This is a genomic window from Betaproteobacteria bacterium, assembly GCA_016720065.1.
In the GTDB taxonomy this organism is placed as follows: Bacteria; Pseudomonadota; Gammaproteobacteria; order Burkholderiales; family Rhodocyclaceae; genus SSSZ01.
On the sequence record JADJXY010000002.1, the window covers coordinates 2,778,563 to 2,799,678 of the forward strand.

General features: G+C 68.1%; 23 protein-coding genes. 18 read left to right on the forward strand and 5 right to left on the reverse strand.

Features of this window, described 5'->3' with window-relative positions:
- Positions 1-86: 86 nt before the first annotated feature.
- Complete coding sequence (locus IPM73_16285) at positions 87-1,247, reverse strand: isovaleryl-CoA dehydrogenase (GenBank protein ID MBK8919552.1); 1,161 nt, start codon at positions 1,245-1,247, stop codon at positions 87-89.
- A 98-nt stretch (positions 1,248-1,345) separates the two neighbouring features.
- Between IPM73_16285 and IPM73_16290 the strand changes: the two genes are divergently transcribed.
- Both IPM73_16290 and phaC read left to right on the forward strand, forming a co-directional pair.
- A complete protein-coding gene (locus IPM73_16290; GenBank protein MBK8919553.1) occupies positions 1,346-2,389 on the forward strand; it encodes an MBL fold metallo-hydrolase in 1,044 nt (347 codons plus the stop codon).
- Positions 2,390-2,404: 15 nt separating this feature from the next.
- Positions 2,405-4,243, forward strand: a complete 1,839-nt coding sequence (gene phaC / locus IPM73_16295) for a class I poly(R)-hydroxyalkanoic acid synthase (GenBank protein MBK8919554.1) — start codon at positions 2,405-2,407, stop codon at positions 4,241-4,243.
- A gap of 96 nt (positions 4,244-4,339) precedes the next feature.
- On the opposite strand, the gene IPM73_16300 is transcribed toward phaC, so the two are convergent.
- Positions 4,340-4,810: an OmpA family protein gene (locus tag IPM73_16300; GenBank protein MBK8919555.1), complete on the reverse strand. Its 471-nt coding sequence runs from the start codon at positions 4,808-4,810 to the stop codon at positions 4,340-4,342.
- A 230-nt stretch (positions 4,811-5,040) separates the two neighbouring features.
- Here IPM73_16300 and IPM73_16305 point away from each other — a divergent pair, with 230 nt between their 5' ends.
- The 10 genes from IPM73_16305 (at position 5,041) to IPM73_16350 (ending at position 12,177) form a co-directional block, all read left to right on the forward strand.
- The gene (locus IPM73_16305; GenBank protein MBK8919556.1) at positions 5,041-5,334 is read left to right on the forward strand and encodes a molybdopterin synthase sulfur carrier subunit; all 294 of its coding nucleotides are present in this window, start codon (positions 5,041-5,043) and stop codon (positions 5,332-5,334) included.
- A 92-nt stretch (positions 5,335-5,426) separates the two neighbouring features.
- Entirely contained in the window at positions 5,427-6,218 is a 792-nt protein-coding gene (locus tag IPM73_16310; GenBank protein MBK8919557.1) for an enoyl-CoA hydratase/isomerase family protein, read from the forward strand.
- A 120-nt stretch (positions 6,219-6,338) separates the two neighbouring features.
- Positions 6,339-8,342, forward strand: a complete 2,004-nt coding sequence (locus IPM73_16315) for an acetyl/propionyl/methylcrotonyl-CoA carboxylase subunit alpha (protein ID MBK8919558.1) — start codon at positions 6,339-6,341, stop codon at positions 8,340-8,342.
- A 34-nt stretch (positions 8,343-8,376) separates the two neighbouring features.
- Positions 8,377-8,601 (forward strand): AbrB/MazE/SpoVT family DNA-binding domain-containing protein, encoded by a 225-nt coding sequence (locus IPM73_16320; protein MBK8919559.1) that lies wholly within the window; start codon positions 8,377-8,379, stop codon positions 8,599-8,601.
- The gene (locus IPM73_16325) at positions 8,598-8,999 is read left to right on the forward strand and encodes a type II toxin-antitoxin system death-on-curing family toxin (protein MBK8919560.1); all 402 of its coding nucleotides are present in this window, start codon (positions 8,598-8,600) and stop codon (positions 8,997-8,999) included. The genes IPM73_16320 and IPM73_16325 overlap by 4 nt, the downstream gene beginning before the upstream one ends.
- Positions 8,996-9,901 carry a hydroxymethylglutaryl-CoA lyase gene (locus tag IPM73_16330; GenBank protein ID MBK8919561.1) on the forward strand — a complete coding sequence of 302 codons (906 nt, stop codon included), beginning with the start codon at positions 8,996-8,998 and terminating at the stop codon, positions 9,899-9,901. The genes IPM73_16325 and IPM73_16330 overlap by 4 nt, the downstream gene beginning before the upstream one ends.
- Complete coding sequence (locus tag IPM73_16335; protein MBK8919562.1) at positions 9,901-10,887, forward strand: hypothetical protein; 987 nt, start codon at positions 9,901-9,903, stop codon at positions 10,885-10,887. The genes IPM73_16330 and IPM73_16335 overlap by 1 nt, the downstream gene beginning before the upstream one ends.
- Positions 10,884-11,093: a DUF1289 domain-containing protein gene (locus IPM73_16340; GenBank protein ID MBK8919563.1), complete on the forward strand. Its 210-nt coding sequence runs from the start codon at positions 10,884-10,886 to the stop codon at positions 11,091-11,093. The genes IPM73_16335 and IPM73_16340 overlap by 4 nt, the downstream gene beginning before the upstream one ends.
- Entirely contained in the window at positions 11,090-11,269 is a 180-nt protein-coding gene (locus IPM73_16345) for a DUF1289 domain-containing protein (GenBank protein ID MBK8919564.1), read from the forward strand. The genes IPM73_16340 and IPM73_16345 overlap by 4 nt, the downstream gene beginning before the upstream one ends.
- Positions 11,266-12,177 carry an MBL fold metallo-hydrolase gene (locus IPM73_16350; protein ID MBK8919565.1) on the forward strand — a complete coding sequence of 304 codons (912 nt, stop codon included), beginning with the start codon at positions 11,266-11,268 and terminating at the stop codon, positions 12,175-12,177. Before IPM73_16345 ends, IPM73_16350 begins: the two co-directional genes overlap by 4 nt.
- Before the next feature lie 22 nt (positions 12,178-12,199).
- Here IPM73_16350 and IPM73_16355 read toward each other — a convergent pair whose 3' ends face one another.
- Together IPM73_16355 and IPM73_16360 are read right to left on the reverse strand one after the other, a co-directional pair.
- On the reverse strand, positions 12,200-13,159 hold the full coding sequence (locus IPM73_16355; GenBank protein ID MBK8919566.1) for a GGDEF domain-containing protein: 960 nt from the start codon (positions 13,157-13,159) through the stop codon (positions 12,200-12,202).
- A 19-nt stretch (positions 13,160-13,178) separates the two neighbouring features.
- Positions 13,179-14,342: an amidohydrolase gene (locus IPM73_16360; protein ID MBK8919567.1), complete on the reverse strand. Its 1,164-nt coding sequence runs from the start codon at positions 14,340-14,342 to the stop codon at positions 13,179-13,181.
- 184 nt (positions 14,343-14,526) lie between these two features.
- Between IPM73_16360 and rapZ the strand changes: the two genes are divergently transcribed.
- The 6 genes from rapZ to IPM73_16390 all read left to right on the forward strand — a co-directional run bounded on the left by rapZ (position 14,527) and on the right by IPM73_16390 (position 18,952).
- Positions 14,527-15,375: an RNase adapter RapZ gene (gene rapZ, locus IPM73_16365; protein ID MBK8919568.1), complete on the forward strand. Its 849-nt coding sequence runs from the start codon at positions 14,527-14,529 to the stop codon at positions 15,373-15,375.
- A 61-nt stretch (positions 15,376-15,436) separates the two neighbouring features.
- Positions 15,437-15,826, forward strand: coding sequence for a NusG domain II-containing protein (locus IPM73_16370; protein MBK8919569.1), 390 nt, complete (start codon positions 15,437-15,439; stop codon positions 15,824-15,826).
- Complete coding sequence (locus IPM73_16375; GenBank protein ID MBK8919570.1) at positions 15,807-16,343, forward strand: Gx transporter family protein; 537 nt, start codon at positions 15,807-15,809, stop codon at positions 16,341-16,343. The genes IPM73_16370 and IPM73_16375 overlap by 20 nt, the downstream gene beginning before the upstream one ends.
- On the forward strand, positions 16,336-16,944 hold the full coding sequence (locus IPM73_16380; protein ID MBK8919571.1) for a UbiX family flavin prenyltransferase: 609 nt from the start codon (positions 16,336-16,338) through the stop codon (positions 16,942-16,944). Before IPM73_16375 ends, IPM73_16380 begins: the two co-directional genes overlap by 8 nt.
- Positions 16,944-17,573: an LON peptidase substrate-binding domain-containing protein gene (locus tag IPM73_16385; GenBank protein MBK8919572.1), complete on the forward strand. Its 630-nt coding sequence runs from the start codon at positions 16,944-16,946 to the stop codon at positions 17,571-17,573. The genes IPM73_16380 and IPM73_16385 overlap by 1 nt, the downstream gene beginning before the upstream one ends.
- A 215-nt stretch (positions 17,574-17,788) precedes the next feature.
- Complete coding sequence (locus IPM73_16390; protein ID MBK8919573.1) at positions 17,789-18,952, forward strand: CBS domain-containing protein; 1,164 nt, start codon at positions 17,789-17,791, stop codon at positions 18,950-18,952.
- Positions 18,953-18,970: 18 nt separating this feature from the next.
- On the opposite strand, the gene IPM73_16395 is transcribed toward IPM73_16390, so the two are convergent.
- Positions 18,971-21,079 carry a PAS domain S-box protein gene (locus IPM73_16395; protein MBK8919574.1) on the reverse strand — a complete coding sequence of 703 codons (2,109 nt, stop codon included), beginning with the start codon at positions 21,077-21,079 and terminating at the stop codon, positions 18,971-18,973.
- Positions 21,080-21,116: the final 37 nt, after the last annotated feature.

Below are 21,116 nucleotides of genomic sequence, written 5' to 3' on the forward strand. Positions count from 1 at the left end.
GAGCTTACCGGAGAGGCAGCGAGCAAGTCAGGAGTCTGGCCGCATCGGGCCGAGATCGCCTTGACTGCGGCTAAGTGTTGGCGCCTTCAACGGCTGATCTCGAACAATTCCCGTCCGATCAGCATGCGCCGAATCTCGGAAGTCCCCGCCCCGATCTCGTAAAGCTTGGCGTCGCGCCACAGGCGGGCGGCGGGGTAATCGTTGGTGTAGCCGTTTCCGCCCAGGGCCTGGATGGCCTCGCCCGCCATCCAGGTTGCCTTCTCGGCGGCGTAGAGGATGGCCCCGGCGGCGTCGCGGCGGGTGATCGATCCGCGGTCGCAGGCCTGGCCCACGGCGTAGACGTAGGCCCGGGCCGCGTTGAAGCCCACGTAGAGGTCGGCGAGCTTGCCCTGCATGAGCTGGAATTCGCCGATGGCCTGGCCGAACTGCCGCCGCTCATGGATGTAGGGCAATACCACATCGAGGCAGGCGGCCATGATGCCCAGGGGGCCGCCGGCCAGGACGGCGCGTTCGTAGTCCAGGCCGCTCATGAGCACCCGCACGCCTTCGCCCGCGACGCCCAGGACGTTTTCCTGGGGCACCGCGACATCGTCGAAAAAGAGGGGGCAGGTGTTGGAGCCCCGCATGCCCAGCTTGTCCAGGTGACTGCCGTGGCTGAAGCCGGCCATGCCCTTTTCCACCACAAAGGCTGTGATGCCGTCCTTGCCCGCCGGGCCGGTGCGGGCATAGACAACGAGGACATCCGCCTCGCCGCCGTTGGTGATCCACATCTTGGAACCGTTGAGGCGGTAGTGGCCGCCCCTCTTCCCGGCCCGCAGCTGCATGGCCAGCACGTCGGACCCGGCGGCGGGTTCCGACATGGCCAGAGCGCCCACGTGCTCTCCACTGAGCAGGCGGGGCAGAAATCTCGCCCGCTGCTCCGCGTTGCCGTTGCGCCAGATCTGATTGACGCAGAGATTCGAGTGGGCACCGTAGGAAAGGGCGACGCTGGCCGAGGCCCGGGAAAGCTCCTCCAGGGCGACGATATGGGCCAGATAGCCGAGGCCGGCGCCGCCGTGGGATTCGGGCACGGTGATGCCGAGGAGTCCCATGGTGCCCAGCTTGGGCCACAGGTCGGCGGGAAAGAGGTTGTCCCGGTCGATGGCCGCGGCCCGGGGAGCGATCTCCCGTGCCGCAAAGTCCTGCACGGCAGCGCGCAGGGCAACAAGGGTTTCGTCATGGTCGAAGGAGAGGCCCGGGATATCCACGCAATGCCCTTTCAGGGGGTCGTTTGGCCCCAGTACAGCAGAGCTGCGGGCTTTTTTCAATCGAAAGCCCTGTGGTAAGGTGGCCTCCCCTGCTCCCGATGCCCATGGCCCTTCTGACGCCCTTTCCCCAAGCCCCGGCCGCCGGCGAGACCCTGGAGGTCGCCCCCGGCGTGTTCTGGCTGCGCATGCCGCTGCCCTTCCAGCTCGACCACATCAACCTGTGGCTCCTGAAGGACGGGGAGGGGTGGACCGTCGTCGACACCGGCTTTGCCGGCGACGAAACCCGTGGGGCCTGGGAGAACATCCTTGGCCGCCTGGCAGGGCCTGTCCTCCGACTGGTGGTCACTCACTTCCACCCGGACCACCTGGGCCTCGCCACCTGGCTGCTGGAAAAGACCGGCGCCCAGCTCTGGATGACCGCCGCCGAATTCCTGACTGCCCACGCCGTGTGGAACGAGATCGGCGGCCATGGTGCCCGCTTCATGACCGAGCAGTTTCGCCAGCACGGCCTGAGTGGCGAACTGCTGCAGCGCTTTGCCCAGCGGGGATCGGGCTATACCCGGGCGGTCCCCGCGCTGCCCCAGCACTATCGGCGGCTTCTCGCCGGGGATCGCCTCGTTGTCGGCGGCTGCGACTGGAAAGTCGTCGTTGGCCACGGCCATTCGCCTGAGCATGCTGCGCTTTACTGCCGGGAACTCGGCGTGTTAATTTCGGGCGACATGCTTTTGCCGCGGATTTCCACCAACATCAGTGTGATGGCGGTCACCCCGGCGGCCGATGCCCTGGGCAGCTATCTGGCTTCCCTGGACACCATGGCCCGGGAAATCCCGGATTCGACCCTGGTGTTACCGTCCCACGGCCTGCCCTTCCAGGGCATCCGGGAGCGGGTCGCGGCTTTGCATGCGCATCATGGAGAACGCCTGCAGGCGGTGGAAGACGAATGTGAAGCGCCGAAGAGCGCTGCCGAGTTGCTCGCGACGCTGTTTCCGCGGCCGCTCGATACGCATCAGACGATGTTTGCGCTGGGCGAGGCGATCGCCCATCTCAATCATCTGGAAATCGCCGGACGGCTGTCGCGCACCCTAGGGGGCGACGGCGTCATCCGTTTCGCCAGGGCCGATAAGGTCCGTTTGGAAAACTGACAGAGGGAGTTTCACATGTCGCAGCACACCGAGGATAAGGCCGCCAGCCTGCCCAATCCGGCCGAAATGGCCCAGACCTATGCCGAAGTCGCCCAGCGCGCTTCCCGGCTTCTCACCCAGTTCATGGAAAAGAAGGCCAAGGATGGCGTCGATGCGCCTTCCGACGAACTCGGGGTCGCCAAGGCCTTCATGGATCTGTCTGCCCACCTGCTGGCCAATCCCTACAAGCTGGCCCAGACCCAGATGAACATGATGTGGGACTACTTCTCCCTCTGGCAGGGCAGCATGATGAAGATGATGGGCATGCCGGTCACCGGCCCCGTCGCCTCGCCCAAGAAGGGGGACAATCGCTTCCGGGACGAGGACTGGGAACAGCATTTCCTCTTCGATTTCATCAAGCAGTCCTACCTCATCACCGCGCGCCACCTGCACGACACCGTGAGCGGCGCCGAGGGCCTCGACGAGCACACCCAGCAGAAGGTCAATTTCTTCACCCGCCAGTACATCGACGCCCTGTCGCCGTCCAACTTCGCCCTGACCAACCCGGAAGTGTTCCGCGAAACGGTCAAGAGCCACGGCCAGAACCTCATCAAGGGGCTCAACAACCTGCTGCACGACGTCGAGCAGGGCGATGGTCAGTTGCGCATCCGCATGACCGATACGGCGGCCTTCGAGATGGGCAAGAACGTGGCCACCACTCCGGGCAAGGTCATTTTCCAGAACGAGCTGTTCCAGCTCATCCAGTACGACCCCACCACCAAGGACCAGTACAAGAAGCCCTTCCTCATCGTCCCGCCCTGGATCAACAAGTACTACATCCTCGATCTGCGCGAAAAGAATTCCCTGGTCAAGTGGGCGACCGACCAGGGCCACACCACCTTCATCATGTCCTGGATCAATCCGGACGAGAAGCTGGCCCAGAAGAGCTTCGAGAACTACCTGCTGCAAGGTTCCGTGGAAGCTCTCAATCAGGTCTGCGCCCACACCGGCGAGGACAGCGTCAACATGGCCGGCTACTGCCTGGGCGGTACCCTGCTCATGACCACCCTGGCCTACCTGACCGGCAAGAAGGACAAGCGGGTCAATTCCGCCACCTTCTTCACCACCATGCTCAATTTCTCCGAGCCGGGCGAACTGGGCGTCTTCCTGGACGAGAACGCGGTCGCCGGTCTGGAAAAGAAGATGGCCGAGCGCGGCTACCTGGAAGGCACCGAGATGGCCGGCACCTTCAACATGCTGCGGGCCAACGACCTCATCTGGTCCTTCGTGGTCAACAACTACCTGATGGGCAAGGATCCCTTCCCCTTCGACCTGCTCTACTGGAACTCCGATTCCACGCGCATGCCGGCGGCCATGCACAGTTTCTACCTGCGCAATATGTACCTGGGCAACAAGCTCAAGGATCCGGGCGGCATCACCCTGGACGGCGTCAAGATCGACATCGGCAAGGTCAAGACCCCCTGCTACTTCATCTCGACCATCGAGGATCACATCGCTCCGTGGAAGAGCACCTACATGGGCGCCTGCCTGCCTTCGGGCAAGACCAAGTTCGTGCTGGGCGGTTCCGGTCACATCGCCGGCATCGTCAATCCCCCGGTGGCCAACAAGTACGGCTACTGGGTCAATGACGCCACCGACGGCAACCTGCCCGAGAGTCCCGAGGACTTCCTGGCCGGCGCCACCCAGAACGCCGGTTCCTGGTGGACCCACTGGCACGCCTGGGTCACCGGCCTGCCCGGTGGCAGCGCCCAGGTTTCCGCCCGTGCTCCGGGCAAGGGCAAGCTCAAGGTGCTGGAAGATGCTCCAGGTAGCTACGTCAAGTTCCGCCTCGACGCCCAGAAGAAGGTGAAGTAAGCGGCGCAGGCTGCAAAACGGAAAGGCCCGCGTCCACGACGCGGGCCTTCTTCTTTGCAGCGCCCGGTACGAGCGCCGGTGGGCGGCAGGAGGGCGCTACTGCACCCGAATTTCCACCCGTCGACCTTCTTCGGGGCTGCCGCTGCCCACCGTGGTTTCCGGTTTGCGCAGCTTGATGCGATCCGCGGCGACGCCGCCGGCGACCAGGGCATCCTTGACCGACTCGGCGCGTTTGCGGGCCAGTTCGGCGTTCTGGGCCGCATCCCCCGAGGGATCATGAAAGCCGGAAAGGAGCACGATGGACCCCGTCTTGGCCGCCAGTGCTTCTAGGGTACGCCCCACGACCGCCTGGTCGGCGGCGTCGAGTTGGGCCTTGCCCACGGCGAAATACACCTTGGCCAGGGCCTCGCCCACGGGGGCGACTTCGCCTTCCACCACCGGCGTCTGGGGCACGACTGCGCCCTTGCCGGCACTCGCCCCGTAGATGGCCGCGGTGGCCGCCAGCATGATGCCGGCCAGTGCGCCCACAAAAACTGCTGTGTTCTCGTCGTCGTCGTTTGCTGCCATGGCAGACTACCCTTCGCAAAAAATTGGAACGGCGATTGTAGCCCGACTACGGTAAGACCAGCCCGTGCAATGCGTTTGTCGAAGGACTCCAGAACTCCCGTGCGAGGCGCTTCGCCTCCCCCGCCCGAGTGCGAAGGGGGGCGATGCAACCGCCTGCAATTTGGGGAGTCGAACGAGCGTCGGCCACGCATCGCGGACCGTCCCCCCGCCCATTCTCAAGGAGGCCCACCATGTTTGAATCCCCGGTCGTCAGCGTCCACATCCCCCTGGCTCTGCGTTGCCATACCGGAGGCGCCGAGGAAGTGACCGTCAGCGGAGATACCGTGGGTGACGCCTTCTCTGCCCTCGACCATGAACACCCCGGTGTGCTGGGCCGGGTCCTGGAGCCTGGTTCAGCGGCGCCGCGCGCGGGTTATCGCATCTTTCTCGGCAGCCAGAACATCATGGTCCTGCAGGGGCTGGATACCCCCATCGGGACCGAGGAAGTCGTCAGCATCGTCGCCCCGGCCGGCCTCTCCAATTGAGGGTTGGTCGACCATTCCCGGGCTCCCTGGCCTGACCGGTCTTCTGAACCCATGAGTTCAGAAGACCCACCTGCTTGAAGAAGCCCGAATCCATGCCCTACCAGACCCTCGAACTAGAATCCACCGGCCCCATCGCCACCCTGTGGATGAACCGCCCCACGGTTCACAACGCCTTCGACGCCACCCTCGTCGCCGAGCTCGCTGCCGCCTGCCTCGGCCTGGACGCGGACCCGGCCATCCGCGTGGTGATCCTCGCCGGCCGCGGCAGGAGCTTCTCCGCCGGCGCCGACCTGCAGTGGATGCAACGCGCCGCCGCTCGGGACACCGACGCCAACCTCGCCGAGGCCCGCGCTCTTGCCCGCATGCTGCGCTCCCTGGCCGAGATGAAGAAGCCCACCGTCGCCCGCATCCAGGGTGCCGCCCTGGGTGGGGGCACGGGCCTGGCGGCGGCCTGTGACATCGCCGTGGCTTCAGCCGACGCCGTCTTCGCCACCTCCGAAGTGCGTCTGGGCATCATCCCGGCCACCATTTCTCCCTACGTCTTGCGCGCCATAGGCGCCCGCCAGGCCCTGCGCTACTTTCAGACCGGCGAGCGCATCGACGCCGCCCGGGCCAGGGAGATCGGCCTGGTGCACGAGGTCGTCGCCCCGGAGGAGCTCGACGCCAAGGTGGCGGAGATTGCCGCAACCCTGTTGCTTGGCGGGCCCCAGGCCCAGGCCGCCGCCAAGGAGCTGATCCGGGCGGTCGATCACCAACCGGTCAACGACAATCTGCTCGAAGACACCGCCCACCGCATTGCCCACCTGCGGGCCGCGCCGGAGGGCCGGGAGGGCGTGGCCGCCTTTCTGGAAAAACGCTTACCAGCCTGGGCGGAAAAGGACTGAGGATGTTCGACAAAATCCTCATCGCCAACCGAGGTGACCAGCCCCGCAGGGGTGCAGCGACGCAGGCACATCGCCGGAGAGCGCGCAGCGCTCTGGCGATCTCGCCCCGGAGAGCCGCCTGTGTTTGAAAAAATCCTCATCGCCAACCGGGGCGAGATCGCCTGCCGGGTCATCCGCACCGCCCACCGCCTGGGCATCTGCACGGTGGCGGTCCATTCCGCGGCCGATGCCGAGGCCCGCCACGTGCGCCTGGCCGACGAGGCGGTGCTCATCGGGCCCGCCGCGGCGCGGGATTCCTACCTGGCCGGGGAAAAGATCATCGCCGCCGCCCAGCGTACCGGCGCCCAGGCCATCCACCCGGGCTACGGCTTTCTCTCGGAAAACGCCGACTTTGCCGAAGCCTGTGCCGCCGCGGGTCTGACATTCATCGGCCCGCCACCGGCGGCCACTCGCGCCATGGGGTCGAAGGCGGCGGCCAAGGCCCTGATGGCGGCGGCCGGGGTGCCCGTCACCCCCGGCTACCACGGCGACGACCAGGACGCCGCCCGCTTGCAGCAGGAGGCAGACACCCTCGGCTACCCGCTGCTGATCAAGGCGGTGGCCGGTGGGGGCGGCAAGGGCATGCGCCTGGTCGAATGCAGTGCGGACTTCCCCTCCGCCCTGGCCGCCTGCCAGCGGGAGGCCGCTGCCGGCTTCGGTGACGCCCGGGTGCTGCTGGAGAAATACATCGTCCGGCCCCGCCACATCGAAATCCAGGTCTTCGCCGACGGCCACGGCAACTGTATCCATCTCTTCGAGCGGGATTGTTCCGTACAGCGCCGCCACCAGAAGTTGCTGGAGGAGGCGCCGGCTCCGGGCATGACGCCGGAACGCCGGCGGTGCATGGGCGAGGCCGCTGTGGCCGCCGCCAAGGCCGTGGGCTACGTCGGCGCAGGCACGGTGGAATTCATCGCCCGCCAGGACGGCAGCTTTTACTTCATGGAAATGAACACCCGTCTGCAGGTGGAGCACCCGGTCACCGAGATGATCACTGGCCAGGATCTGGTGGAATGGCAGCTGCGCGTCGCCGGCGGGGAACCCCTGCCGCTTGCCCAGGAGCAGTTGGAGATGCGCGGCCACGCCATCGAGGCCCGGCTCTACGCCGAGGACGCCGACCGGGGCTTTCTCCCCGCTACCGGGCGCCTCGTCCGCCTGAGAACACCGCGGGAAACCCTCCACGTGCGCGTCGATGCCGGGGTCGACGAGGGCGACGAGATCACGCCCCACTACGACCCCCTGCTCGCCAAGCTCATCGTCTGGGACGAAGACCGGGAGCGCGCCCTCACCCGCCTGCGCCGGGCCCTGGCGGACACCCAGGTGGCCGGGGTCGCCACCAACGTCGGCTTCCTCTCCCGGGTCGCGGCCTGCCCGGCTTTCGCCAGTGCCGACCTGGACACCGGGCTCATCGAGCGCCAGCGGGATTTCCTCTTCCCCGCCCCCCAGACCCTGCCGCGGGACGTGCTGCTGGTGGCCGCCGTCGGCGAGCTGCTGTGGGAGCGCCACAGCGCCCGGGAGGCGGCGCGGGGCGGCAGCGACCCCGGCTCCCCCTGGCACGCCCGGGATGGCTGGCGCCTCAACCTCTCCTCCACCCGCATCCTGGGATTTCGCAGCGGCGACACGCTGATCGAGGCCCAGGTGCGCTACGACCGGGAGCACTGGCACATCACCCTCGACGGGGTGAGCACCGTCGCCCGCGGCTGCAAGCTGGGAGGCGACCGCCTGGCCGTGGAGACGGACGACCGGCGCCTGCTGGCCAGCGTCGTCGCCGCGGACGACAAGCGCTACATCTTTCTCGCCGGCATGACCTACGTGCTGCGCCGGGACGACCCCCTGCACCTGGTGGAAGCCGGCGGCCATGCCGGCGGCGGCCTCACCGCCCCCATGCCGGGCAAGGTGGTGGCCCTGGTGGCGCCCCTCGGCGAGCCGGTGGAAAAGGGCGCGCCGCTGCTCATCCTGGAAGCGATGAAGATGGAACACACCCTCACCGCGCCGGAGGCGGGTTGCGTCGAGGCGTACCGCTACGGCGTCGGCGAGCGGGTCGAGGAAGGCGCCGCACTGCTTGAATTCACGCCGCACCGGGCTTAGTATTACGGATGTAATAACACCCCGGGAGATCGCCATGCATGCCCTCAAACTGACCCAGATCGGCAATTCCGTCGGCCTCGTGTTGCCGAAGGAACTGCTTTCCTTGCTGCAAGTCGAGAAGGGAGACACGCTTTACGCCACGCGGACGCCGGACGGCGTGCGCCTGACCCCCTTCGATCCTGCTTTCGAGGAGCAAATGAAGGCGGCCCGGGGAATCATGAAGGCCCGGCGCAACGTCCTGCATGAACTGGCCAAATGAATCCGGCCTGGGTCTGGATCGAGGACGCCGTGGTGCTGGCAGTCCACGACGAGCAGTTGGCGGAACACGGGGGTGCCGCCGGCACCCGCGATGCCGGTCTCCTCGCGTCCGCCCTTGCCAGACCCCAGCAACTCGCAGCCTATGGCGAACCGCCGCCCGGCGTGCACGCCCTGGCTGCCGCCTACGCCTACGGAATCGCCCGCAACCACCCCTTCATTGATGGCAACAAACGCACCGCCTTTGTCTGCGCCGAGCTTTTTCTCGTCCTCAACGGCTGGCGGCTGACGGCAAGCGACGCCGACTGCGTAACCCGCATGCTTGCCCTCGCCGCCGGCGACCTCGACGAAGCTGCCTTCGCCGCCTGGCTGCGGGCCGGCAGCCTCGAGTGCCGCCCATGACCCTGCCCGAACGCGTGCGCATCGTCGAAGTCGGCCCCCGGGACGGCCTGCAGAACGAGAAGCAACTCGTCCCCACCGCCACCAAGGTCGAGCTGATCGAACGCCTGGCCGCCGCCGGCCTGTCGGCGGTGGAAGCCACCGCCTTCGTCTCGCCCAGATGGGTGCCGCAGATGGGCGACGCCGCCGCGGTCATGCACAGCCTCACCCGCCGCGCCGGGGTGGATTACCCCGTGCTGGTGCCCAACCTGAAGGGTTTCGACGCAGCGGTGGAGGCCGGCGCCACCGAGGTGGCGGTGTTCGCGGCGGCCTCCGAAACCTTTTCGCACAAGAACATCAACTGCTCCGTGGCCGAAAGCCTGAAGCGCTTCGAACCGGTCATCTGCGCCGCCACGGCGCTGGACCTCAAGGTGCGGGGCTACGTCTCCTGCGTCGTCGGCTGTCCCTACGAGGGGGCGGTGGCGCCGGAGAAGGTCGCCGCCGTCGCCCGTACCCTGGCCACCATGGGCTGCTACGAGGTCTCCCTGGGCGACACCATCGGCGTCGGCAACCCGGCCTGCGTCAGCCGACTGATCGAGGCCTGCGCCCGGGAAGTCCCCATAAAACGTCTGGCCGGCCACTACCACGACACCTACGGCATGGCCGTCGCCAACATCCATGCTTCCCTGCAACTGGGCATGGCCACCTTCGACAGCTCCGTCGCCGGCCTCGGCGGCTGCCCCTATGCCCCCGGCGCCAGTGGCAATGTGGCCACCGAGGACGTGGCCTGGCTGCTGGCGGGGCTAGGCATCCCCACGGGTATCGATCTGGACGCCCTGGTGGCCGTCGGTACCTGGATTGCGGAAGTCCTCGGCCGTCCCAGCGGCTCCCGCGCCGGCCGCGCCCTGGCGGCAAGGGGCGTCTGATGGGCCTGCTCGCCGCCATCACCGGCCTGCTGCACCGGGCGCCGCCGCCGGATTCCGCTACTCGCGAGGGGCTCGCCCGCATCGCCGAACTGGTCGATCCCCTCCTCAAGGCGGCTCCGGACTTCGACCGCCGGCTGGAGGCCCCCGTGCACCACGCCCTGGCCTACTGCCAAAGCCTGGTCGGCAGCCTGCCCGGGCCCTGCACCATCGATGCCCGCGCCTTTGCCGCCGATCCTCTGGTCCATGCCCTCTTCGCCACCGCCGACGACATCCGGGGCATGCTGGGGCGCAGCCAGGCGGTGCGGGATTTCCTGGCCGATCCCGCCAGCCGCGGGAGCGACAGTTTCTACGCCCTGCTGGCTGCCCGCCGCCAGCAGAAAAAACAGCTGGGCATGGGGCTCCTGGGCGATACGGCGCACAACGGCGTCCCCCAGACCGTCCTTTACTTCGCCGACCATACCCTGGTGGAACCGCGTTGTGAGCTGGTCGAAGCCCGCAGCGCCCTGCGGGCCAGCGCCTTCGACAGCCTGCTGAAAAATTTCCACGCCCACCTGGAGGGTCTGCGCCTGGAAAGGGACGAGACCCGCGGCGACCGCTCCCGGGAGGAGGCCCACCTCGCCCTGCTGCGGGGCAACACGCCGGGTCCTGAATACGCGGTCCACACCCGGCGCCTGGCCGAACTCGATGCCCATTTGCGTTCCGTCGCCACCTCCCTGGAACCGGACCCCCTGGTGCGGGCCCTGGCCGAGTTTCTCCTGGCGCCGGAATTGTCCCTCGCCCTGCGTCCCTGCTCCCTGGCGGTGGATCGCCTGGGCGTCGTGGCCGACACCGAGAAGGCGGGCAGCGCCGAGGTCCTCGATTTTCCTGAACTGTGCGGCCGCGACAAGCGCCACTATCTCGTCATGCTGGTCCGCGTGAGTCGCGCCGAGGCCGAGGCCGCGGTGGCCTCGATCCTCGATCTCAAGCACCGTTTCGTCATCCTGTGAGCCCCGTCGCCTCCCCCTGCATCGACGTGTGCTGCATGGACGCCACCTGCGGCTTCTGCCGCGGCTGCCTGCGCACCCTGGACGAAATCGCCGCCTGGGGCGATGCCGACGAGGCGGAGCGCATCGCCATCCTGGCCGCGGTCGCCCGGCGGCGCCAGGACTTTGATCCCTGGGACGGCCCCATGCGCCGCAATTGCGAACCATGAGCGACGAAGAACTCTACCCCTGCGTCGGGATTTGCATGCCCGACCCCGATTCCGGCCGCTGCATGGGTTGCGGCCGGCCCCCACTGGAATCGCCGGAGGCCGTCGTCGTGCGCGAAGCGCGGCGCAGTGCCCCCACCGAGCCCCGCCCGGCGGGCGACCCGGATACCCCCGCATGAGCCTCCCCCCCACCCTGCGCGTCCTCGAACGCGGCTGGCTGTCGGCCAACAATATCGTCTTCCTCGATGGGGACGAAGCCACCGTGGTCGATACCGGCTATGTCACCCACGCCGCCCAGACGGTGGCACTCGTGCGCCACGCCCTCGACGGCCGGCGCCTGGCCCGCGTCGTCAATACCCATTCCCACTCCGACCACATCGGCGGCAACGCCGCCTTGCAGGCCGCCTTCGGCTGCCGCATCGTCGTTCCCGGCGGCCTGGCCGCCAGCGTGGCGGAATGGGACGAAAACGCCCTGCTCCTTTCGCCCCTGGGGCAGCAGGCCGCACGCTTCAGCCACGACGCCACCCTTCAGGCCGGAGACCACCTGGAGATGGGGGGCCTGGAGTGGGAAGCCCTGGCCGTCCCCGGCCACGACATGGAAGCCCTGGCCTATTACAACGCGGAGAAACGCATCCTCATTTCCGGTGATGCCTTCTGGCAGAACGGCTTCGGCGTCGCCTTCCCGGAACTGCTCGCCCAGGCCGACGGTCTCGCCGCCACCCGCGCCACCCTGGAGCGCCTCGCCGCGCTGCCCCTGGATTGGGTGATCCCCGGCCACGGCAGCCCCTTCTGCACGGTGCAGGAAGCCTTCGCCAAGGCCTTCGGCAAACTGGCCCATTTCGAATCCAATCTGGACCACCTGGCCTGGCACGGCATCAAGGTCATCGTCTCCTTCGCCATCATGGAGCGGCGTTCCCTGGCCCGGGACGAGGTGGCGCCTTTCCTGGCCGGGCTTACCTTTGCCCATGCAGTGAATGAGCGCTACCTGCGCCTCACCCCCGATGAACTCGCCGCCCGCGTGGTGCGCGACCTCCTGGCCGTCGGCGCCCTGCGCCGCGAAGCGGGGGGAATCCTGGTGCCGGCCTGAGGCAGGCCGGGCGCCGCCGTCGCTAACTCCGGCCTGACTTGGGCGCCACGATCTGATTGCGCCCGGCGTTCTTGGCCCGCTTGAGGGCCTTGGTCGCCGCCTCGCACAAATCCTCGAAGCTTTGCCCCGCCGACCATTCGGCGATGCCGCCCGATACGGTGAGGGAAACGTCCAGCCCCATGGGCAGGCGGATGGGGGTCGCTGCGATGGCCCCGCGCAGGCGTTCGGCGGTCAGGCGCGCGTGCACCGATTCGGTGGCCGGCATGAGCACGGCAATCTCGTCGCCCCCGAAGCGGGCGCAGAGATCGTTGAGGCGCAGGCTGTGGCCGACGATGCGCCCGGCGTGGCGCAGGGCCTGGTCGCCCGCTTCGGTACCGTAGAGTTCGTTGAGCTTGGCGAAGTAATCGACGTCGAGCAGCAGCAGGGAAACCCGCTGCCCGATGCGTTCGCAGAGATCGATCTGGCGCGGGAAGACATCATCGGCCCAGGCGCGGGTGCGCAGACCGGTGACGTCGTCGGTTTCCACCTCTCGGCTGTGTTCCCGACGCAGTTCCAGGCTGGAGAGGAGCACCGCGTTGTTCTCCCGGATGCGCCCGGCCAGAATACGCAGGAGATTGAAGGCCGTGGCCTGGTGGCGGGCCAGCAGGTTCCACAGCACCGCCTGGGGAATGGCCAGCAGGCGGCAGGTGCCGTGGGCCATGACGTAGGCCGATGGCGGCCTGGAATCGACGATGGACAGCTCCCCCACGCATTCGCCGGTGCCCAGGCGAACGATGGGCTTGGAAGCGTCGGGCTCCAGACAGACCAGCAGTTCGCCGTCGAGGATGACGTAGATTTCGCTATTGTTCTGGGCCGGATCGAGCAGGGTTTCCCCGCCTGCCAGCATGACCTCCCGGCTGCCGTCCAGGGTGCCCCGCAGGGCATCGGGGTCCACACCGCGGAACAGCGGCGCAGCGGCCAGAATGAGATCGATGGTTTCCATGGTCTTCCCTTTCTCCCGTTCAGGAACGCGGCAGTGCCCGTTGCACCAGGCGGACCCAGTAGGCGACGCCCAGAGCCAGGGCGTCGTCGTTGAAATCGTAATGGGGATTGTGCAGGGTACAGCCGCCGGTGCCCGGGCCATTGCCCAGCCAGACGTAACAGCCCGGCTTTTCCCGCAGCATGTAGGCGAAATCCTCGGCCCCCATGGAGGGCAGCTCGTCGTCGCGCACCCGATCGGCCCCCAGCACCTCGGCAGCCACCGCATGGCAGAAGGCGCTCGCGGCGGCACTGTTGACGGTGGGGGGGTAGCGGTGATCGAAGTGCACCGTGATCTGGCCGCCGAAGGCGCTGGCGATTCCGCCGCAGAGGCGTTCGATGGCCCGCTCGACGGTCTCCTGCACTTCGGCCTTGAAGCTGCGGATGGTGCCGCGCAGGACGACTTCCTCGGGAATCACGTTCCAGGCCTCGCCGCCGTGAAACTGGGTCACGCTCACCACTGCCGCCTCGCAGGGATGCAGGTTGCGGCTGACCACGGTCTGCAGGGCCTGCACCAGTTGGCTGCCGGCGACGATGGCATCCACCCCCTGGTGGGGCATGGCGGCATGGCAGCCGTGCCCGCGCACCACGATCTCGAAGCCGCAGGTACCCGCCATCACCGGCCCCGACATGACCGCCATTTCCCCCACCGGGATGCCGGGCCAGTTGTGCAGGCCATAGACCGCCTCGACCGGGAAACGGCTGAATAGCCCCTCGGCGATCATCACCGCCGCGCCGCCTTCGGCTTCCTCTGCGGGTTGGAAGATGAACACCGCGGTGCCGTCGAAATCGGGCTCCGCCGCCAGCCGACGCGCGGCGCCCAGGAGCATGGCGGTATGGCCATCATGGCCACAGGCGTGCATGCGGCCCGGATGGCGCGAGCGGTGAGGAAACGCGTTCAGCTCGGCCAGGGGCAGCGCATCCATGTCGGCCCGCAGGCCCACCATGCGCGGCGAACTGCCCGCCCGCAGCACGCCCACCACGCCGGTGCGGGCCAGTCCGCGGTGGACTTCGAGGCCGGCCCGGGCCAGTTCCGCCGCCACCCGCTCGGCGGTGCGGTGCTCGTCGAAGGCCAGTTCCGGGTGGGCATGCAGATCCCGGCGCAGGGCCACCAGTTCGGCAAGATCGGGGATTTCGAGGGACGGCATGGGGAAAACTCCAGGGGAAGACTATTAGACCGGCAAATGGTCGGTGCGACAACCGTCCCTGGCGCCGTGACCCGAGTCCGGCGGGCCGGATTGCACGAAGCCACGGGGAACCCGGGCCAAGGTCTATGCCGGCTTTTTATTTGCTGCCTTGCCGCGATCGGGCGGCTTCATTATCCTGCGGACCATGGACCTCATCCTCATCAGCGGCCTCTCCGGTTCCGGCAAGTCCGTCGCCCTTCACCTCCTGGAGGATTCGGGCTACTACTGCGTGGACAATCTGCCCGTGGTCATGCTGACCATTCTGGTGCGCATGTTGAAGGAAGAGGGCATCCGCAAAGTGGCCGTCGGGGTCGACGCCCGCTCCGGAGACGGCATCACGCTCCTGGAAGACAAGTTGAAGACCCTGAACGAGGAATGCGAGCGCTTCGCCTTCCTCTTTCTGTACTGCAAGGAAGACACCCTCCTGAAGCGCTATTCGGAATCGCGGCGGCGCCACCCGCTGGCATCCGAGGGCCGCACCCTGGAAGAAGCGATCCGACTGGAGCAGGAACTGCTCGACCCGGTCGGCGCCCTGGGGCACCGCATCGACACCAGCGACCTCAAGGCCAATGCCCTGCGCGAGTGGGTACGGCAGTTCATCGACGCCGAACCGGGGCGGGGCCTCATCCTGCTCTTCGAGTCCTTCGGCTTCAAGCATGGCGTCCCCCTCGACGCCGACCTGGTCTTCGACGTGCGCTGCCTGCCCAATCCCTACTACGACGTGCTTCTGCGGCCCCTCACCGGCATCGACGCTCCGGTGATCGAGTTTCTGGACAGCCAGTATGAAGTCCGCGCCATGCGGGAGGATATCCGCCGTTTCGTCGCCACCTGGCTGCCCGCCTACATCCGCGACAACCGCAACTACCTCACCGTGGCCATCGGCTGCACCGGTGGCCAGCACCGCTCGGTGCACATCGCCGACTGGCTGGCCCGGGAATTCCGCGACCGTGCCCGGGTGCTCATCCGCCACCGGGCGCTGTCCGGCGCCAGCTGACGGGCCCGTGCCTGAGCGAAGAACGGCGCCGACCCCATCCGTGGCCCCGCTGCCCGCGCCGCTGCGAGAGCGTCTTTCCCCCTGGCTGGCCCTGCTGCGGCCGGGGGACTGGGGCGTCTTCCTGGCCGCCGCCCTGGCCGCGGGGGGATCGTTTCCCCTCTTCTGGCAGGGCGGTCTGGCCGAGCGGGCGGTGATCCGCCAGGAGGGGGCCATCTTCGCCCAGGTCGATCTGCACGCCCGGCGCCGCATCGAAGTGGCGGGCCCCCTGGGTACCACGGTCATCGCCATCGAGCCGGGCCGGGCCCGCGTCGTCTCCGACCCCGGCCCGCGCCAGTACTGCGTACGTCAGGGTTGGCTCAGCCGCCCCGGCGAAATCGCCATTTGCGCCCCCAACCGGGTGAGCCTGGCCATCGCCGGTCGCACCAAGGCCTATGACAGCCTCAGTTATTGAACTGCCGGTCACCGCCGCCGACCGGCGCATCGCCCGTCTGGCCGCGGCCGCCGTGGGCCTGTCCCTGGTGGACGCCGCCATCCCCACCCCCCTGCCGGGCGTCAAGCCGGGGCTGGCCAATATCGTCACGCTGCTGGTCCTGCACCGCTACGGCTGGGGCACCGCCGCCTGGGTCACCGGCCTGCGCGTGGTCGCAGGCAGCATCCTCCTCGGGCAGTTCCTGGCGCCGGGGTTTTTCCTTTCCCTCACCGGCGCCGTGGCGAGCCTCCTGGTCCTGGCCGGGGCCCGTCATCTGCCGGCCCGCCACTTCGGGCCCGTGAGCTGGAGCCTCCTCGCCGCCCTGGCCCACATCGGCGGCCAACTGCTCCTTGCCCGGGCCTGGCTCATCCCCCATGATGGCGTCTTCCTGCTGGCGCCGCTCTTCGCCGCCGCTGCCGTCGTCTTCGGCACCGCCAACGGCCTGATCGTGGCGCGCCTGCTGGCCGAAGCCCCGCTTGCGGAGAAAACCCATGCCTGAAACCATCTGCCTCGCCTGGACCGGCGCCTCGGGCATGCCCTACGGCCTGCGCCTGCTCGAATGCCTCCTGGCGGCCGGGGTGCGCGTCCAGTTGCTCTACTCCCAGGCCGCCCAGATCGTCGCCCGCCAGGAACTCGGCCTCGACCTGCCCTCGCGGCCGGCCGAAGCCCGCGACCTCCTGCTCGCCCACCTGGCGGCCGACCCGGATCGCCTGGCCGTCTACGGCCGCGAGGAATGGTTCGCCCCCATGGCCTCCGGCTCCAACCCCCCCGACGCCATGGTGATCTGCCCCTGCACCATGGGCACTCTGGGGGCCGTCGCCCAGGGCCTGGCCGACAAGCTCATCGAACGGGCCGCCGACGTCATGCTGAAGGAGGGCCGCCCCCTCATCCTGGTGCCGCGGGAAACGCCGCTTTCCGCCATCCATCTGGAGAACATGCTGCGTCTCGCTCGGGCGGGGGCCATCCTCCTGCCCCCCAACCCGGGTTTCTACCACCATCCGCAGAGCGTGGGCGACCTGGTCGATTTCGTCGTCGCCCGCATCCTGGATCGCCTGGGCGTTCCCCATACGCTCGTGCGCCCCTGGGGTGCCGACGCCTGATGGGGCTCTTCCGCTTCGGGCGCGCCACCCCGGCGCCGCAGACCCGCGACATCGCCCTGTTTCCGCTCAACACGGTGCTTTTTCCCGGCGGAATCCTGAAGCTCAAGCTCTTCGAACAGCGCTATCTCGACATGGCCAGCGCCTGCCTGCGCCAGGACGAGGCCTTCGGGGTCTGCCTCATCCTCAGGGGCCAGGAAGTGGGGACACCCGCCGAGGTCCATCCGACAGGCACCCTCGCCCGCATCATGGCCTGCGACGTGCCCCAGCTGGGCCTCATGCAACTCCGCGTGCAGGGCGAGAGGCGCTTCCGTCTCCTGGACAGCAGCGCCACCCCGGACCATCTGCTGCGCGGGCGGATCGAACTCCTGCCCCCGCCAGCCAGGATGCCCTTGCCCGACTGGGCCGAGCGCCTCCTGCCGCTGCTGGAGCGCATCGTCGGCGACCAGGGCGACGATGCCGTGGCCCGGCCGCACCGCTATGACGACGCCGACTGGGTCGGCTGCCGCCTCACCGAGGTGCTGCCGGTGCAGAACCTGGCCAAGCAGAAGCTGCTGGAACTGGACGACCCCGTGGTACGGCTGGAAATCCTGGAGAAATTCCTCAGCCAGCGGGGGCTGCTGGGCGCTTGAGCGCACCGCTTTCCCCCTGCCGGCGAGCCGGGGTTGTGGACTCGCAGGCAGGCAGCACGGCTCGCGGCCGCCCCCGCGGAGCCGTCCCACCAGGGCGCCTCCCCCGATCGGCCCCGCTCGCCTCGGGCTTCGGCCCAAAGAACTAGTCCTTCGCCGGGGGCCGCGGGCGCTATGCCATCCGGTACCATCGGCGTCTCCCCTTCGGCCCCGGGACCATGGCCTTCGATTTCAAGCGTTTCGCGCTGCACTACCTGATCGCCGACACGCCGCCCCTGGCCGCGGCGGAGCGGCGCAAGGCGGCCCTCGGAGCCCTGCTCGGCATGGCCGTGGCGGCGGGTCTCATCGCTGCGGCGCCGGCGGGCAGCCTGTGGCTGGTGGCCGCCGTGGGGGCCACATCGATCATCCTCTTCGCCCTGCCCCACAGCCCCCTGGCGCAACCCTGGTCCATCTTCGGCGGCTATCTGGGGGCGACGGTGTGCGCCCTGGGCGCAGCCGCCCTGCTTCCCTGGCCCCCCGCGGCGGCGGCCCTCGCCCTGGGCGCCACGGTCCTCTTCATGACCCGTTACAAGTGCCTGCACCCCCCGGGGGGCGCTCTGGTGCTGCTCATCGTCGCCGAGGGGGCTCCCACGCTGCTGCGGGCCGGGCAGATCATGGCCGTCGTGCTGGGCAACGCCGTGGCCACCCTGGTGGCGGCCCTGCTCATCAACAATCTTCTCCTCGGCCGCCGCTACCCCAAGTGCCGCACCGACCCCCCCGCCAGCCCCCACCGCACCCGGGACGGCGCCCCCACCGAGCGCACCGGCCTCTCCCACGCCGACCTGGACCACGCGGTGCGCGCCCTGGGCACCTTCGTCGACATCCAGGAGCAGCAACTGGTCGATATCTACACCCTGGCCGTGAACAACGCCTTCGAGCGCCACCTGGGCGTTTCCTGCGGCGACATCATGGCCCGCGACGTGGTCACGGTGGAATTCGGCACCGACCTGGAGGAAGCCTGGAATCTCCTGCGTCGCCACAAGATCAAGGCCCTGCCGGTGGTGGACGGCTTTCGCCGTGTGGTGGGTATCGTGACTGTCGCCGACTACCAGCGCCAGCTCGACGACACCACGGCCGCCGGCCTCGCCGCCCGGCTGCAGGGCCTCCTGCGCCGCACCCCGGGCGAGAAGTCGGAGAAAGCCGAGGTGGTGGGGCAGATCATGACCGGCGAGGTCTACACGGCCAGCATCTCCACGCCTGTGGCCGAACTGGTGCAGCAATTGTCCGACAAGGGGCTGCACCACATTCCGGTGGTGGATGACAAAAAGAAGCTGGTGGGCATGGTCACCCAGTCCGACCTCATCGCCGCCCTCTACCGGCGCGTGGCGCTGGCCTCGGCCTGAGCTACGGCTGCGCGGCCGCTACGAAAAGCGCTGGGCGGTCAGCAGGAGGCGTTGGGCTTCCCGGCTCATGTCTTCGGCGGCTTCCGAGGCGGCCTGCACCTGCGTGAGGTTGGACTGGATTGCACCCGCCACCTTTTCCACCTGCTGGGCGATTTCCTCGCTGGCCGCCCGCTGTTCGGTCATGGCCAGGGTGATGTCCGAAACCGCCTCTTCGACCTTCTGGGCGCTCTGACGCATTTCCTGGATGGCCTGCCGGGCGGTGGCGGCCAGGGTCAAGCCCTGTTCCACCCGGGAAATGCCTTCGTCCATGCGGCGGGACGACTCGCCCAGCCCGCTTCTGAGGTCGCCGACGATGCGGGTGATTTCCACCGTCGATTTGGCGGTGCGTTCGGCGAGCTTGCGCACTTCGTCGGCGACGACGGCAAAGCCCCGGCCGGATTCCCCGGCCCGGGCCGCTTCGATGGCGGCGTTCAGGGCCAGGAGATTGGTTTGGTCGGCGATGTCGTGGATCACTGCGACGACGTTGTCGATTTCCTGGGAGCGCCCCGCCAGGGCATTGAGGTTTACCGAGGATTCCTTGGCGACGGCGGCGATCGAACTCATGGCTTCGAGGGCGCTGCCCACCACCGTTGCCCCGTCGTTGGCCAGCTTTTCGGATTGGACCGAGGTGTCGCGCACGGCGGAGGCGCGAACGGCGACCTGGGCGATGCTCACCGACAGTTCCTCGATGCCCGCGGCAATGCTGCTTGCGGCGGCCGACTGCCGTTCGGATTCCTCCTGGACCTGCTTGGCGGCGACGAAGGTCTTGATCGAACGGTCGCGGATGTTCTCGGCGCTCTGGCGCAGATTGACCATGGTCTGGCGCACCCGGTTGCGCATGCGCGCCAGGGTGGCGGCGATGCTGCTGTTATCGGCGGCGTCCCGCCGGACCGAGATGCCCAGATTGCCGGCGCCGATGTGGTTGACGACTTCCCGCAGGTATTCGGCTTCGCCGCCCAGGGCCCGATTGAGCACCCGGGCGATGCCGAGGCTGATGAGGATGGCGACGATCAAGCCGGCGCCGCAGGCTGCGGCCAGTCGCAGCAAGCTGGTGCGGAGGGTCTCCGCGGCCTCCCGCTCCACGTCTGCCGTAGCCTTGGTCGACGCTTCGACCAGCTTGTCCACCGCGGCCCGATGGCGTTTGAAGAGGACGGCCATCTCGGCCTTGAGGGCCTTCAGGTCGCCGTTGCGCTCACGCACCGCAGGCAGCCACTTCTCATCGCGGAAGGCGAGGAAAGCCTTGCCGGCCGGGACCACTTCGCCAACCAGCAGGGCCTTGAGGGCTGGGTCGCGCAGCGTGTCGTTCCAGTATTGGTGTCGCTCCTCGAAGGCCGCCGCCAGCGCCCGCGAACTTTCTTGCAGACGGCCGAGTTCGGTGGCGTCGGCATCTTCCATTTCCAGGGCCGTCGACCAGGACTCCAGGAGGTATTGCGGCGGCGGCAGGATGTCGGCCAGGAGATCCTTGTTGGCGACGACGGCCTGGTAGATCGGTCCGCCGACCTTCACGCTGTCGAGGGTGGAAAAAGTGAACAGGGCGGTGAAGAGAAAGACGGCGACGAAGGCCCCGATGCTGACGAAGCTCTGTTTGAACAGCGTCAGGCCGCTGAAGGGCAGGGCGACCCAGCGCGACCAGGGGGTATTGCGCACCGCCCGCCCGCGGTGAATGAAGTGGCGCTTTCTGCCGGCCTTGATCTCGGCGTAAATCGCCGTGGCTGCGGCGACCTCCTCCCGGGAGGGCAGGGTCCGCGCCGAGGTGTAGCCCTCGGCGCGGCCATTGACCATGATCGGCGCCACATGGGCCTTGACCCAGTAGTAGTCGCCGTTCTTGCAACGGTTCTTGACCAGTCCCACCCAGGGAAGGCCGCTCGCCAAGGTGCGCCAGAGGTCGGCGAAGGCCTCGGGCGGCATGTCGGGATGGCGTACCAGATTGTGGTTCTTGCCGATCAGCTCGTCCCGCGAGAAGCCGCTGATACGGCAAAAATCCTCGTTGGCGTCGGTGATGATGCCCTTGGCGTCGGTGCGGGTGACGATGGAATCGTCTACCGCGAGCAGCAATTCGTTGGCAGTGACGGGAAGATTGACTTTCATGGGCCCTGGATGCGAAGAGGTTCTTTGAACAACGGCG